This window comes from Methylobacterium sp. WL19 (genome assembly GCF_008040005.1).
Lineage (GTDB): Bacteria > Pseudomonadota > Alphaproteobacteria > Rhizobiales > Beijerinckiaceae > Methylobacterium > Methylobacterium bullatum.
The window spans coordinates 1-14870 of record NZ_VRVC01000125.1 but is presented as its reverse complement, the minus strand read 5'-3'; the positions used below and the strand labels follow the sequence as shown (position 1 = coordinate 14870).

10 protein-coding genes and 1 riboswitch are annotated in these 14870 nt (G+C 69.4%); of the genes, 4 read left to right on the top strand and 6 right to left on the bottom strand.

Features of this window, described 5'->3' with window-relative positions; all coding sequences use genetic code 11:
* The coding region (locus FV220_RS20185; RefSeq protein WP_147833014.1) for a Tex family protein at positions 1 to 2266 on the bottom strand (2266 nt) is incomplete at its 3' end.
* Between the two features lie 233 nt (positions 2267 to 2499).
* On the opposite strand from FV220_RS20185, the gene FV220_RS20180 reads away from it, so the two are divergent.
* Entirely contained in the window at positions 2500 to 3609 is a 1110-nt protein-coding gene (locus tag FV220_RS20180; RefSeq protein ID WP_056143777.1) for a hypothetical protein, read from the top strand.
* A gap of 95 nt (positions 3610 to 3704) precedes the next feature.
* Positions 3705 to 4262, top strand: a complete 558-nt coding sequence (locus tag FV220_RS20175) for a DUF1993 domain-containing protein (protein ID WP_147833013.1) — start codon at positions 3705 to 3707, stop codon at positions 4260 to 4262.
* A 46-nt stretch (positions 4263 to 4308) separates the two neighbouring features.
* Here FV220_RS20175 and FV220_RS20170 read toward each other — a convergent pair whose 3' ends face one another.
* The 3 genes from FV220_RS20170 to FV220_RS20160 all read right to left on the bottom strand — a co-directional run bounded on the left by FV220_RS20170 (position 4309) and on the right by FV220_RS20160 (position 9599).
* Positions 4309 to 6459, bottom strand: a complete 2151-nt coding sequence (locus FV220_RS20170) for a TonB-dependent receptor (RefSeq protein ID WP_147833012.1) — start codon at positions 6457 to 6459, stop codon at positions 4309 to 4311.
* Between the two features lie 111 nt (positions 6460 to 6570).
* Positions 6571 to 6773: riboswitch (cobalamin riboswitch) on the bottom strand.
* Positions 6774 to 6856: 83 nt separating this feature from the next.
* The gene (locus FV220_RS20165; RefSeq protein ID WP_056148804.1) at positions 6857 to 7960 is read right to left on the bottom strand and encodes a catalase family protein; all 1104 of its coding nucleotides are present in this window, start codon (positions 7958 to 7960) and stop codon (positions 6857 to 6859) included.
* Positions 7961 to 8123: 163 nt separating this feature from the next.
* Positions 8124 to 9599, bottom strand: coding sequence for a glucan biosynthesis protein (locus FV220_RS20160; protein ID WP_056148875.1), 1476 nt, complete (start codon positions 9597 to 9599; stop codon positions 8124 to 8126).
* 238 nt (positions 9600 to 9837) lie between these two features.
* Between FV220_RS20160 and mdoH the strand changes: the two genes are divergently transcribed.
* Both mdoH and FV220_RS20150 read left to right on the top strand, forming a co-directional pair.
* On the top strand, positions 9838 to 11733 hold the full coding sequence (gene mdoH / locus FV220_RS20155; RefSeq protein ID WP_147833011.1) for a glucans biosynthesis glucosyltransferase MdoH: 1896 nt from the start codon (positions 9838 to 9840) through the stop codon (positions 11731 to 11733).
* A gap of 249 nt (positions 11734 to 11982) precedes the next feature.
* Complete coding sequence (locus FV220_RS20150) at positions 11983 to 13005, top strand: helix-turn-helix domain-containing protein (RefSeq protein WP_238254226.1); 1023 nt, start codon at positions 11983 to 11985, stop codon at positions 13003 to 13005.
* 159 nt (positions 13006 to 13164) lie between these two features.
* On the opposite strand, the gene FV220_RS20145 is transcribed toward FV220_RS20150, so the two are convergent.
* Positions 13165 to 13626, bottom strand: coding sequence for a hypothetical protein (locus FV220_RS20145; protein WP_018045965.1), 462 nt, complete (start codon positions 13624 to 13626; stop codon positions 13165 to 13167).
* A gap of 98 nt (positions 13627 to 13724) precedes the next feature.
* Positions 13725 to 14837, bottom strand: coding sequence for an aminotransferase class V-fold PLP-dependent enzyme (locus tag FV220_RS20140; protein WP_246689499.1), 1113 nt, complete (start codon positions 14835 to 14837; stop codon positions 13725 to 13727).
* Positions 14838 to 14870 lie beyond the last annotated feature (33 nt).

The following is a 14870-nucleotide window of genomic DNA, read 5'->3' as shown; positions in this document are numbered from 1 at the left end:
GGGCCGGGCCGCGTGGCGCCGGGGCCGGCGCGGGTCTCTGCTGGGGGCGTGAGGAGGAACGCTCCTCCTGTCGCCCCGGTCGCGCCGCGCCCGCTTCCTCCGAGCGCATGCTGAGCGCGATGCGCTTGCGGTTGGCATCCACCTCGACGACGCGCACCTGGACCACGTCGCCGGGCTTCACCACCTCGCGCGGATCCTTCACGAACCGGTCGGCCAGGACCGAGATGTGGACGAGGCCGTCCTGGTGGACCCCGATATCGACGAAGGCACCGAAGGCGGCGACGTTGGTCACGACACCTTCGAGGCGCATGCCGGGTCGGAGATCCGAAATCTTCTCGACGCCCTCCTGGAAGGTCGCGGTCTTGAAGGCCGGGCGCGGGTCGCGGCCGGGCTTTTCCAATTCCGACAGAATGTCGGTGACCGTGGGCAGGCCGAAGGTCTCGTCGGTGAAGCGCTTCGGGTCGAGGCTCTTCAGGACGGGGCCGTTGCCGATGACGGCCTGGATGGGCTGTCCGGCGGCGGCGAGGATGCGGCGCACCACCGGATAGGCCTCCGGATGCACGCCCGACGCGTCGAGGGGATCGTCGCCGTCGCGGATGCGCAGGAAGCCGGCGGCGAGCTCATAGGCCTTGGGGCCGAGGCCGGCGACCTTCTTGAGGCTGGCGCGGGTGCGGAACGGCCCCTTCTCGTCCCGCGTCGTCACGATGTTGGCCGCCACCCGCTCGGAGAGGCCGGAGACGCGGGCGAGCAGGGGCGCGGAGGCGATGTTCACGTCGACGCCGACGCCGTTCACGCAATCCTCCACCACCGCATCGAGGGCCTTGGAGAGCTGACCCTCGCCGAGATCGTGCTGGTACTGGCCGACGCCGATGGCCTTCGGCTCGATCTTCACCAGTTCGGCGAGCGGGTCCTGCAGGCGCCGGGCGATGGAGACCGCCCCGCGCAGGGTCACGTCGAGGCCCGGCAATTCGGCGCTGGCATAGGCGGAGGCCGAATAGACCGAGGCGCCGGCCTCCGACACCATCACCTTTGTGAGCTTCAACTCCGGCTGCTTGGCGATGAGTTCGGCGGCGAGCTTGTCGGTCTCCCGCGAGGCGGTGCCGTTGCCGATGGCGATGAGCTCGACCTTATGGGCGCGGCAGAGCTTGGCCAGCGCGACGAGGGCGCCGTTCCAGTCCCGGCGCGGTTCGTGCGGGTAGATCACGTCGGTGGCCGCGACCTTGCCGGTGGCGTCGACCACCGCGACCTTCACCCCCGTCCGGAACCCCGGATCGAGGCCGAGGGTCGGCCGGGCACCGGCGGGGGCGGCAAGCAACAGGTCGCGCAGGTTGCCGGCAAAGACGCTCACCGCACCGGTCTCGGCCACCTGTTTCAGGCGTCCGCGCAGGTCGGTGTCGAGGGCGGGTTTCAGCTTGGTGCGCCAGGTCCGGCGCACGGTCTCCATCAGGAAACGGTCCCCCGGCCGGCCGTGATCGCCGATGCGGAAGGCGCGGGCGATGCGCAGTTCCTGCCAGGAGGGCACGCCCTTCTCGGCCACGTCGCCGGGGGCATCGGTGATGTCGAGGTCGAGGATCTCCTCCTTCTCGCCCCGGTACAGAGCCAGGATGCGGTGCGAGGGCAGGCGCGTGAGCGGTTCGGAGAAATCGAAATAGTCGGCGAACTTCTCGCCCGCCGCCTCCTTGCCCTTCTTGACGGTGGAGGTCATCCGGCCGCGCTGCCAGACCGTGTCGCGCAAGCTTCCCACCAGTTCCGGGTCCTCGCCGAACCGCTCGATCAGGATGGTGCGCGCGCCCTCCAGCGCGGCCTCGACATCGGCGACGCCCTTGCCCGCATCGACGAAGGCGGCGGCGGCCTGTTCCGGCGCGCGTTCGGGATGGGCGAGCAGCGCCTCGGCGAGGGGGCCGAGCCCGGCCTCGCGGGCGGCCTGCGCCTTGGTGCGGCGCTTCACCTTGAACGGGAGGTAGAGGTCTTCGAGGCGCGCCTTGGTGTCGGCGGCGAGGATGCGGGCCTTCAAGGCAGGGTCGAGCTTGCCCTGGCCGTCGATGCTGTCGAGGATGGCGGCGCGGCGCGCCTCGAGGTCGCGCAGATAGGCGAGGCGCTCCTCCAGATCGCGGAGCTGGGAATCGTCGAGGCCGCCGGTGACCTCCTTGCGGTAGCGCGCGATGAACGGCACCGTCGACCCGCCATCGAGAAGCTCGACGGCCGCAGCGACCTGCCGCTCGGCGACCTTGAGCTCCGCCGCGATGGTTGCAGTGATGGCGGCCATGGAATCCTCGCGCGCGTGAAGGGGCCGCGGTGTCTACAGGCCGGGCCGGAGCGTGGTCAAACCGCATCCGGCCGCCCCGCCGGGCTCCCGGGCCGAGGTGTTCGTGACAAAGCCCCCCGTGTCGATACCGATTGTCGTGAAAGCGGACGCCGAACACGCTTGCCTGCCATGGACATGGGGTTCGTCGCAGCGGAGACTTGTCGAAAGAACAAACGGGTCAGGGAGAGAATCGCATGAGGCTCAGGCTTGCTCTGGCCGCGCTCGTCGTCGCCTTCGCGGGGGCGGCCTCGGCGGAACCCCCGACCTTCCAGGTCGATCCGGCTTGGCCCAAGCCCCTGCCGAACGACTGGATCATGGGCCAGGCCTCCGGCGTCGCGGTGGATGCCGAGGACCGGATCTGGGTGGTGCAGCGGCCCCGCTCGCTGACCGATGACGAGAAGGCGGCGAGCCTCACGCCGCCGCGCACCAAATGCTGCCACCCCGCCCCTCCCGTGCTGGTCTTCGACCAGGCGGGCACCCTCGTCCGGTCATGGGGCGGGCCGGGCGAAGGCTATGACTGGCCGCAGAACGAGCACGGCATCCATATCGACCACAAGGGCTTCGTCTGGCTCGCCGGCAACGGCGAGCAGGACGGTCTGATCCTGAAATTCACGCCGGAGGGCAAATTCGTCCTGCAGATCGGCAAGCAGGGGCCGCAGACCAACAGCCTCGACACCACCCGCCTTGGCCGCCCCGCCGCCATGCAGGTGGACCCGGAGACCAACGAGCTCTTCGTGGCCGACGGCTATTACAACCACCGGGTCATCGTGTTCGATGCCGAGACCGGGGCGTTCAAGCGGATGTGGGGCGCCTACGGCAAGCCGCCCACCGACGAAGCGCTGCCCGCCTACGACCCGGCCGCCGCGCCGGCCCAGCAATTCCGCAACCCGGTCCATTGCGTCCAGATCGCCCGCGACGGGCTGGTCTATGTCTGCGACCGGGCCAATGACCGGGTCCAGGTGTTCCGCCGCGACGGCAGTTTCGTGAAGGAGTTCTTCGTGGAAAAGAACACCCGCGCCAACGGCTCGGTCTGGGAACTGGCCCTCTGGCCCGACCCCGACCAGACCTACCTCCTCAATGCGGACGGCGCCAACAACGAGGTCCGCACCCTCAAGCGCGACACCGGCGAAGTGCTCGGCGCCTTCGGCCGCAACGGCCGCATGGCCGGCGACTTCCACTGGGTCCACAACCTCGCCGTGGACAGCAAGGGCAACGTGTTCACCACGGAGGTGGATACGGGCAAGCGCGCGCAGAAGTTCTTGTTCAAGGGGGAGATGGTGGTGCGCAAGCGGGTGGGGCCGTAGGAGGCCGGAATGGGAAAAAGTAAGCGTCGACTCATGGTGTTCGCTCCCGGGGAAATAGGATAGGCCTTGAAGTAGCCGTCGACGCGAGACTGATTATGTCGCTGACTAACCTTCTGGTACCGACCTACAGGAACATGTTGCGGACGCTGGCCGGGCTGCTGGACAAGGCAGAGCATCAGAGGGTGGATCCGGCCAATGGTCTGCTATCGGCGCGTCTGGCACCGGATATGTACCCGTTAGCGTCACAGGTGTGTTTTGCCACCTACCAAGCTCAGGAGGCGACGTTCCGCCTTCGCGGCGAAGATATTCCCCAATCGCTTGCTGCCGTGGCGGCCGAGGGGCGCAATGCCGGCGACGTGCCCGGCTCAATCGCGGATGCACGGGCTCGCATCGCCGACGCATTGGCGCGTCTGGACAGCCTCTCGGACAATGCCCTCGATTCCGGAGCGACCCTGCAGATCACGATCGAGCTTCCGGGCAACATCACGTTCGATATGAGCGGCGAACAATACGCTCGGGATTGGGCTCTGCCTCAGTTCTACTTCCACGTCATCACCGCCTACGCCATCTTGCGACATCACGGCATCGCGCTCGGCAAAGCCGACTATGTGCCTCACATGTTCGCGTATCTCCGGCCCGGATCGCTGCCATGAGCATGACCGGAGAGCGGCTTGGCTGCCCGCAACCCGCTCCCATTCCTCAAAACCGCCCCGCCACCGTCAACCGCACCGCCATCGGCTCCACCGGATGCAGATGCGTGTCCGCCACCCCGCCGGCGGGCTCTCCCCGCAGCCGCGACTCATAAAAATAATCGATCTGGCTCGCCTTGACGTTGAGCAGGTTGAGGATGTCGAGCTGCACCGTGACGCCGTTGTCGAAATTGTAGCCGATGCGGCCGTTCACCAGGGTGGTGGGCTTCGAGCGGACGGAATTGTCCTCGATGAGCGGGCGTGGGCCGAAATAGCGAAGCCGTAGCGTACCGAACCAGCCCAGCGACTCGCCCAGCGTAAAGCCGGCGGCCGCGATGGCGGTAGGGGCGGCGGGGATGCGGCTCCCCGCAGGGTCGCGGTCGGCAAAGCGCGCATGGGTCACGGTGAGGTCGGCGTCGAGAGCGAGCCAGGGCGTCACCGCGTAGTGGTTGGTCCACTCGATGCCGGTGCGCCGGCTCGGGCGGCTCGGCTCGGTGGTGCCCGCATCACCCACGAACAGGTTCTCGGAATCGAAATCGAGCTGGAACAGGGTCACGGTCGACTCGAGACCGGCGATGGAGCGGTTGCGGATGCCGACCTCCGAGCCCACCGAGCGCACCAGCAGGGGCACCCGGTCGAGGGGGAACAGGGGATTGCCCGGATCGACCGTGATGGTCGCGCCCCGGGCGTCGTTGGAATGGAAACCCTCGCCGTAATTCACGAACAGCTCGGTCTCGGCCCAGGGGCCGAACACGACGCCGAGCTTGGGGCTGACGATGCCGTCCCGCGCATGGCCCGAATTCAGCGGATTGTTCGATCTCACGGTGGCGTCGTAGGCGTCGGCGCGCAGGCCGACGCTGGTGCGCAGCCACTCGGTCCAGCGCAGGCGGTTCTCAAAGTAGAGGGCGGCGCTGCCCTCCTGCACGCGGTCGTCGCGCACGGTGGAGAGGGAGGTGCGCGCCCGCGTGTTGAACAGGCCCACATGGATGTCGTCGAACCGCGCCTGCACGCCGATCTCGTTCTCCATGGCGAGACCGAACAGCTCACCATTGAACACCCGCGCGATCTCGCCGCCGGCGACGGTGCGGCTGTCGAGCTGGCGGAACTGGTCGCCATTGACCGGATCGTTGAGGAAATAGGTGAAGTTGTTGAACAGGTTGAGATTCGAGCGGATGACGTAGGCGCTGGCGCGGGTGACGCCGCCGTCGTCCGACCGGCTCCAGCGGCCCGACAGGGAGAAGCGGCTCGCATTACCCCCATCGCTTGGGTCGAGGGTGCCGAAGCGGCCGATCAGGCCCTCGGAGATCGCCCGCTGAGGGATCTGGTTCGTCGCCGTCCAGCGGTTGGAATAGGCCATGCCGGTGAGGGAGAACCCGTCGAGGGCGGTGCCCTGGCTGTAGCGCAGCACGCCGTTGAGCTTTCGGATGGCGTCCGGCACCACCCAGGGGCCGTCATAGACCTGAGCCTCGCCGGCGGCGAGGAGCGTCCCCTCCCCCAGCGGCGCGGAGGCGATGGTGAGCGCCCGCTTGTAGCCGAAGCTGCCGAGGGAGGTGAGCGCGAGAGGGCGGGGCACCGCGTCGATCGTGTCGATCCGCACCGAACCGGCGGAGGCGAAATCCCCGTCGCGGGCGAAATACGGGCCCTTGTGGAACTCCACCGCGCCGACGAGTTCGGGAATGAGGAAGTTGATGTCGGCATAGCCCTGGCCGTGGCCATGGGTGCGCATGTTGGCGGGCATGCCGTCGATGGTGATGGCGATGTCGCTGCCGTGGTCGAGGTTGAAGCCGCGCAGGAAGTACTGGTTGGCTTTTCCCTCGCCGGAATGCTGCGTGACGATGAGGCCGGGCACGGCTTCCAGTACCTCGCCGGGGCGGGTGACCGGCCGGTCGTTGAGGGCCTTGCCGGTGATGACGCCGGAACTCGACGTCAGCGCGGGAGCGGACAGGGCGCCGAACGCTTCGGCCCCGCCGGCTCCACCCGTGGCCCCGCCGAGGCCGGGACCGGCAGCGGGGGGCGGACGCATGTCGGCGGCCACGGAAAGTTCGTCGAGGGTCGCCTCGGCGATGGTCGCCGCGCCGGACTGGGCGAGGACCGGTGACGCGGATGTCAGCAGCGCGAGGACGAGGAGGGGATGGAGAGCGCGTGGAGGATGGGCAGACACGGGCGAAACCTCGGGCGACGGCAGTGGCACGTCACCGCGAACGAAGCCGATGCGTTCGCGACATGCGAACGCCCCGACACCCCACCGGGACACCCCGCCCGATGCGTTTCGCGTGTGACCACGACTGACGGCAGGTCTCCTGGCTCGCGGGTCACCGCCCTCTCATCGTCTTCCCAGAGGCCGGAGCCTCCAGTGACGTGTTGATGATGGGCTCGCCGCTTACAGTTGCGGGGGCAGCCGCGGCATCGGACGCAAGATCCTAACCGCGTTCCCTTTTGATCCCCCGAGGGGGAACCGTCATCGTCAGGCTAGGTCGGCCGCAACGGGAGGGTCAATGGCGAGATGTTCCCGCATCGACCATCGCCGCCGCCCTGTCGCATCACGGCAACGTCCGGCATCACTCCGGGAGCGAGTCGAGGTTCCTCGGCTCCTCGATGCGGCGGCCGTTTGTCTCGGCCCGGAAGCGTTTGCCCATCTCGTAGGCCGATTTGCGCATGCGCATGATGCCGCCCAGCGGCCGGTGCGCGGCCAGCCCGTGCCACGGGCTGAACGACAGGCCGTCATCGACGAAAGCCGCGCGGGCCTCGCTCCAGCTCGTCTGCGGCGCGGCGGTGAGGGTGGCGATGGTGCGGTAGGGGCTCGTTGCCTCCGACCAGACCACGGAGGCGTCCTCCACCGGCATGTCGTCGAGGTTCAGGCAGAGCTGCGCCCGCAACTCCCAGGTGCCGCCATGGCGGCGGAAATGCGCCAGCACCGCCTCGCGGATCGCATTGGGGGCGCTCGTGTCGTCCAGCGGCTTGTCGGTGAGCGCCGTCAGGTCCGGCGAGACCGGGACGAGCGCGATCTTGGCGATGTGATCGCCGAAGCGCAGCGGAACCTGGCTGTAGAAGCTGTCGCCCAGAATGTGCGTCTCGGGCTGTCCGCCCAGCGTCGCCAGGGCCGGGCTCGGCGAACCGGTGGCCGCCACGACCGCGCTCTGCACGCCGCGCAACGCCGCCGAGGCGACCTTCTTGAGCCCCTCCGCCCGATCCGTGGTTTTGGCGAGGAGCTTCAGGGTCGCCAGGAACTGCTTCGGTCCCGGCGCCGAGAAGGCCGGCCCGTTGACGAGCACGAAATCCTGGGTGGCGTCCCCCTCCGACCCCTCCAGCCGTTCGCCTTCGACACCGACGATCTTGATCGCCACGCCGCGCGGAGTGGAGACGCTGTCGTCCAGGATATCACCGGGGATGGTCGAGAAGCGCATCACCACGGGGTAGCGCCCCGCCTGCGCGAACAGGCCCTGCGCCAGTTCGGGGGATAGGCCGGGCGCCACCTCCAACTCGGCCCTCAAGGCGCCATGCGCCTTGGCATGGACGCTGCGGATGGCATGACCGCCATGGGCGAGGGTCGTCTCGCTGATGGAGCGCATGGTCTCGTTCAGGGACCGGCTGGTCTCGGCCTCGTCGGCGTCAGGGGTCTCGACGGCGGGCGTGTAGCGCAGGTAGGGGGTCTCGATCGCCAAGGGTGCTGCTCCGGGGGATGGCGGATGCCGCGCCCCGAGGCGCTTCTAAGGCCTTGAGGGAACCGGGCGGCTCCGCAACTTGGTGGTGTTCCAAGTTGAGAATCCCCGACCGGTGCTCCCGTTCCGATCCCTGCGGCAACTCGCCAAGTCGTGAAATCGGCGATCAGGCGGCGTTGTCCCAGGTCTCGCTGATCGGACGCCCGCCGCGCATGAGGCGCGCGCGCAGGATGACGTCACCGGGCGGCAGCGGCGTCGGCGGACGCCATTCCACGTAGAGGCGCCAGCCCCCGGTCTGGGGCACCCGCTCCACCACCGGATCGACCATGGCGCCGGCGCTGGCCGAGACCTCGGCCGCGATGTCACCGTCTGGGCCGGTGGGCAGGCCCGGTCCTTCGAAATCGATGACGTAGAGGCGCCGCTCCGGACTCGGCGGCGTGGTCGGCCGCAGGCGCTCGGCCGAACCGACATGGGTGGAGACCACCCGGGCGAGCGCGCTCAGTACGGCGGTGTCCGGTTCGGCCCCGATGGTGGCGAGCGTGTAGGCGAGGTCGAGGGCGCTTCCCGCCGTGACGGGTGCGGCCGGCACGAAGGCGGCGACGATGTTGTCCATGTACTCTTCGCGGGACGGGATCTCGAAGAGCTGCACCGCCCCGGCGCCGAACCCCGCCTGGGGCGTGACCCAGAGGCCGGGCCGGGCCTCGTGTCGGGCCTGGACGTCGAGATAGGCGGCAAAGCTTCGCTCGCGCTGGAGAAGTCCGAACCCATCGAGGGGATCGACCCGGAACGCCGAGATCTGCGGATCGCGCCGTCCGTTGCTCAAGGGACGCCATAGGCGGTCGTCCTTGGTCGCCACCACCAGCCCGTCGGAATCGTGAACCTGCGGCCGGAAATCGTCGAAGGGCGCGGCTCCGCGCGCGCCCGGACCGTTCGCTCCGTGCAAGAACATGCTGGTGAGCGGCGCGAGGCCGAGACGCGGGATCGCGGCGCGGGGATGCAGCGAGGCGGTGACGACCATCCGCGAGGTCTCGCCGGGTTCGACCACGAAGCGGTAGGCGCCCGCGAGGCTCGGCGAATCGAGGAGCGCCAGGATCGTGACGGCGCGGGCCTCGGCCTTCGGCTCGCAGATCCAGAACGCCGTGAAGTCCGGAAACTCCTCCGCTCCCGGACCGCCGGTCTGGATCGCGGCACCGCGCGCCGACAGGCCGTATTCCTGCGTCTTTCCGCGAAGCCGGAAATACGAGGCGCCGAGGAAGACCAGGAATTCCTCCTGGTGAGCCGGCTTCCTATCGTCGAAGGCGTGATGCAGCCGGAAGCCGGCAAAGCCGAGATCGCGGGAAAAGTCCTGCCCGGCGAGGTCGGAGCCGAGATCGAACAGGCCCGACTGGTACAGGATCGGCTGCGGCGGCCCGTCCGGCGGCTGGAGGAACAGGGCGACGCGCTTCTTCTGCAGGAAGCCGCGATGGAACAGCTGCAGCGAGAACGAACCACCGAGGCGAGGGGCCGCGTCGGGGCGGAAGGTGATCGCGCGGTAGCCGTCGTAGCTGAGGCCGGCGAGCGGGGCCGGGAGATCGTCCGGAGCGGGCCGGTAAGGTGAGGCCGCGAGGCGGCGGGCCTGGGCCACGACGCCCTCGAAGGTCATCGGCGCGTCGCGCGGTGGGTCGAGAGTGTCGGCGGCCATCGTTCTGGCGGTATTCAGGTCGACGGCACTAGGCATTATGATGCCTGCTGTCAGACCGAGCGCGGTTCGCAAGGTCTGCCGCCGCGAGAGGGGCTCGCGTCCCGAACGCTCGTCTCCACCGTCGTCCCGTGTCATCGATGCCCTTCGTGTCGTGACGGATGACGGCCCATCTCAGCCTTGATCGAGTGTCCATCGCCCCATGTCCATCACCCGGTTGTCGCACGACGCATCCCAAGCCGGAATCCCGGACCCGGTGATTCCGGCGAGCCGGCCGAGCGAGACGCCCTCGTTCGAGGCGCCGTCGCTCCTGTGGCGGCGGCTCCTGCTGGCGGTGCCGACCCTGGCCACCGCGGCGGCGATCGCGTGGCTCGCCGTGTCCGCCTATGGACGCCCCGACGGCGCCTTGGGCTGGGCCGTGCTGGTCCTGTTCGGCCTCGTGATGGCGTGGCAATCCTTCGTCGCCTGGCAATACGTCTACGGACTCGTGGCGGTCGCGTTCGGCGATGCCGCCAAATCCGCGATCGAGATCCGCTCGGCCACGGTGCCGGCCACCGCCTCGGGCCTGAGCCGCACGGCGGCCGTGGTGGCGATCCATGCCGAAGATGCGGTGGCGGTGTTCGCCGCCCTTCGCGTCATGGCCCGCTCGCTCCAGCGTGGCGGCGGCGACGGGTCCGATATCGACATCTTCGTCCTCTCCGATACGCGCGACGGCGCCATCGCGGCGGTGGAGGAGCATGAATTCGCGCGGATCGAGGCCTGGGCGCGCCTGAACGGCCCCGGCCTGCCGCGCTTCCGCTACCGGCGGCGCCAGGACAATGCGGGCCGCAAGGCCGGCAACATCGCGGAGTTCTGTCGGAGCTACGGCGACGAGTACGATTTCATGATCGTGCTCGATGCCGACAGCCTGATGACCGGCGCCGCCATGCGCCGCCTCGCCCGGCTGATGGAGGAAGCCCCCCGTGTCGGGCTGATCCAGACCGTCTCCTACGCCACCGGCCGGGACACGCTGTTCGCCCGTATCCAGCAATTCGCCGTGCGGCTCTACGCGCCGCTGTCGATCCGCTGCCTCGAGACCTGGCAGGGCGCGGATGGAAGCTATTGGGGCCACAACGCGATCCTGCGGGTCGCGGCCTTCGCCGACAATGCCGAACTGCCGGTGCTGCCCGGCAAGGCGCCGCTGGGCGGCGAGATCCTGTGCCACGACATCGTCGAAGGAGCGCTCCTGCGCCGGGCCGGATGGGAGGTCCGCCTCCTGCCGGAGATGGGCGGCACCTGGGAAGAGATGCCGACGAACCTCGTCGATCTCCTCGGGCGCGAGCGGCGCTGGTGCCAGGGCAACATGCAGCACCTGCGCGTCACCACCCTGCCGGGCCTGCGGGCGGCGAGCCGCTGGCACCTCATCGTCGGCATCCTGTCCTACCTCGCCTGCCCGCTCTGGGTGCTGTTCCTCGCCGCCGCCTCGATCCAGGCCGCCGTCACCGGCGATCTCGGCCTCCTGGCCTATGGGCTCACCGGGACGGGCCTCGCCGCCCATGCGCTGGCCGCCCTCGTCGTCGTCGTGATGGCCCTGCCGAAGCTCCTCAGCCTCGGCCATGTCCTGGCCTCGCCGACCCGCCGCGCGGCCTTCGGCGGCACCGCCTCGTTGCTGAAGAGCGCCGTGCTCGAACAAATCGTCTGGGTGCTGCTCTGGCCGGTCATGACGGTCTTTGCCGCGGGTGCCGTCGCCACCACCTTCATCGGCCGCGTGGTGCGCTGGGATTCGCAGGTGCGCGACGACCGTCGGGTGCCGTGGTCCGAGGCGATTCGCCTGCAGGTGGACGCCCTCGTGGCGGGTGCGCTGCTCGCCGGCCTGCTCGTTTATGCCGGCGATCCCTGGCTCGCCCTGTGGATGGGGCCGGTGGCCCTCGCGCTCCTCACGAGCCCGGCCTTCAGCGTGCTGACCAGCCGCGCCGATTTCGGCCGTGCCTCGCAGAGGAACGGCCTGTTCCTCTCCATCGACGACACGGACCGCGCCCCCGAACTCCTCGACCTGGCCTCGGTCCGCCGGGGCGAGGAGCGGGGCCTGCGCCTCCATCAGGAAGCCTGGGCGAGCTGAGGAACCGGCCTCTCCGCGCCGCGATGAGGCCGAAGGGGCGACGAAGGGGCGAGAGGCTGGAAGCCAGGTCCGAACCCGATCCGATCTTGCCGTGGATGCGGGCGCGCGGTGTCGCCCGGAGAGGTCATCCGCCCGCTTGCGACCCTTTTACGCTCCACGGACCCCCAACATCCATTTCGGTTGCCTCATCAAGGACTTCATGCCTAACGTCGGGGCTCGGACGGGTCGGGTGACGAAGGATTTGGCTCGTTGGGTGCAGACGACACGAGGGCTGAACCGGGCCTGCCGTACTTCTGCCTGACGACGTCGGGCTTGCCTCCCGGAGAGGCTTTCGAGCAATGGCGCACGCTCCTGGCGCCGATGTACGAGGTCAGTCCGACGACGCGATCCGCCGTCCTGCCTTTCGGCACCAACATCGCGTACCCGATCGACGACCTCGTCGCTCATCGCACCCTGCTCTCGACCCAGCGGCTCCAGCGCGATCGCCGACGTGTCGATGCCGGTTCCGACCAGTACATCGTCCAACTCTACCGGTCCGGCCGCTTTCAGGGCACCGTCGCCGGCAAAGCGGTCTCGGCCTCGGCCGGCACCGTGACCTTCATCGGCCGCCGTCATCTGCTCGATGGCATGCTCGACCGGGCCGATACGACCGGCATCGTGATCCCCTGCTCCCACCTCCACGGGCTACCGCTCGAGGACCATGACATGCTCTTCGATGCGGCCCGCAACCGGTTGCTCGCCGCACGCATTCTGGACCTCTACCGCCGCTTGCCGACCACGCGCCCCGACGACGCCCCGGCTCTCGCCGTCGAGTTCGTTGGCTTCCTGCGCCGCCTGCTCGATCCCTCGCGGGCCAAGGACGTGCTCGAAGGCCGCGAACTCGACGGCGGCCTGATGGCGCTGGCCAGGATGATCGTGCGGGAAAACCTGTCCCGGTCCGATCTGTCGCCCGCCTTCGTCGCCGGACAGATGCGGGTCTCGCGGGCCACGCTCTACCGGCTGTTCGAGCCGGAAGGAGGCGTGATGCACTTCGTGCAGGGCGAGCGCCTGAAGGCCATGCGCGACGCGCTGGCCGATCCGATGGAGACGCGCACCCTTGCCCGCTTGGCCGAGGTCTTCGGCTTCAGCAGTGCCTCGCAGCTCAGCCGCAGCTTCCGCAACCGCTTCGGCGCGCCACCCCAGGCTTGGCGGGTCGAGCGTCGGGTGGTTCAGCAGATCAGCGGTCAGGGGACGGTGCAGCACGTCTGGAAGTGGCTTCGCGAAACGCGATGACCTCGTCCGGATGGACCCGGTCGATCGACGCCGAGAGACGGCGGCCGCATGTCATGCCACGCCTCAGTGTTCCTGCCCCGCAGGTCAGGCCCACCGAGGTCCGGTGTGAGGCGCACTGATCCGGGCCTTCGAGCAGGCACCGGCGGGAGCCCCGATAAGCTAGGGTTTCTCCAGCACCTCGATCGGGTTGGTGCGCTGGCTCGGCCTGGGCTCGGCGGTGGCCGCACCGGCATTGCCGTCCGGCTTCTCACGCCGGGCGCCGGAGCTGGTATCGGCGCCGGGTCCGGTGCCCTGGGTCGGCACCGTGCCGCTGGCCAGTTCGAGGCAGGTCACCATCTCCACGTAGGACGGGAAGCCGCCGGCCTGGAACTGCTTCTCGCACTGGGTCTTGGCGGCCGGCGAGTAATCGCCCCAGCGGCGCTGGGCTTCCTTGCGCGCCGCCTCCTCCGAACGCAGGCAGCCCTCGACGGTGGCGTTGTCGCTGACGCTGGCCTCCGCACGGACCGAGGATTTGCAGGTCGCCTGAACGTCGAGCTTGGGCGGCCCATCGGCGGCCGGGGCCACATTCGTGAGGGCGACGAGCGCGAGGGCTCCGGTCAGGAGGGGAACAGGGTATCGCATTGGGTCGTCCTCGCTCGCATCGCGGCGACCGCCCGGCGGCGGTCCGTCCCTCGCACAATGCGCGAAGGGCGGGATCGCACCAAGAACCGACGAGGAAATCAGCCCAGCGCCACGTCGAGATCCGCGAACAGGTCGTCCACATGCTCGATTCCCACGGAGAGCCGCAGGAGATCGGGCGGACACGGCGTGCCCGGCCCCTCCACCGAGGCGCGATGCTCGATCAGGCTCTCGACGCCGCCGAGCGACGTGGCGCGCTTCCACAGGCGCACCCGCGCCGCCGTGGCGATGGCCGCCTCCTCGCCGGCCGCGACCCGGATCGACAGCATGAAACCGAAGCCGCCCTCCATCTGCCGCGCCGCCACCGCGTGGCCGGGATCGCCCGGCAGGCCGGGATAGAGCACCGAGGCCACGCGCGGATGCGCCGAGAAGCGCCGGGCGAGGTCCGCGGCGGAAGCCGATTGCGCGGCGACGCGAAGCGGCAGGGTCCGCAGCGAGCGCATCAGAAGATAGGCCTCGAACGGCCCGAGGATCGCCCCGCCGCCGGCCCGGATCGCGCCGATGCGCTCCCAGAACCCATCGGCGCGGGCCGAGGCCAGGACGCCGGCGACCACGTCGGAATGCCCGTTCAGGATCTTGGTGGCCGAGTGCATGACGATGTCGGCCCCGAGCCGCAGGGGCCGCGTGTGGATCGGCGAGGCGGCGGTGGAATCGATGGCCAGACGCGCCCCCGCCGCGTGCGCGATCTCGGCTGCGGCGGCGATGTCGGTGATGGTCCAGAGCGGATTGCCGGGCGTCTCCACCCAGACCAGCTTCGTCGTGCCCGGCCTGATCGCGGCGCGCAGGGCGTCGAGGTCGTCCATGGCGACGAAGTCGAGGCCCCAGCCCCGGCGCGGCGCTTCCTGCTGGAGCCAGCGCTTGAGCGCCCAATACATCACCAAGGGTGCGACGATGTGGTCTCCGGGCTCCAGGGCCGAGAAGACGGCGGTCGCCGCCGCCATGCCGGAGCCGAACAGCATCGCGCCGGCCTCCGCCTCCTCCAGCATGGCGATGACGGCCTCGGCCTCGCGGGTCGTGGCGTTGTCCGGCCGGGCATAGGAGAAGCCCGAACTGTAGCCGTTGTCGGGATCGCGGAGGAACGTCGTCGAGACATGGAGCGGCGCTACCACCGCCCGCGTCACCGGATCGACATGGCCCATGGCCTGTGCGGCCAGGGTGCGCTTGGTGAAGGGGGGGGTGGGATGTGC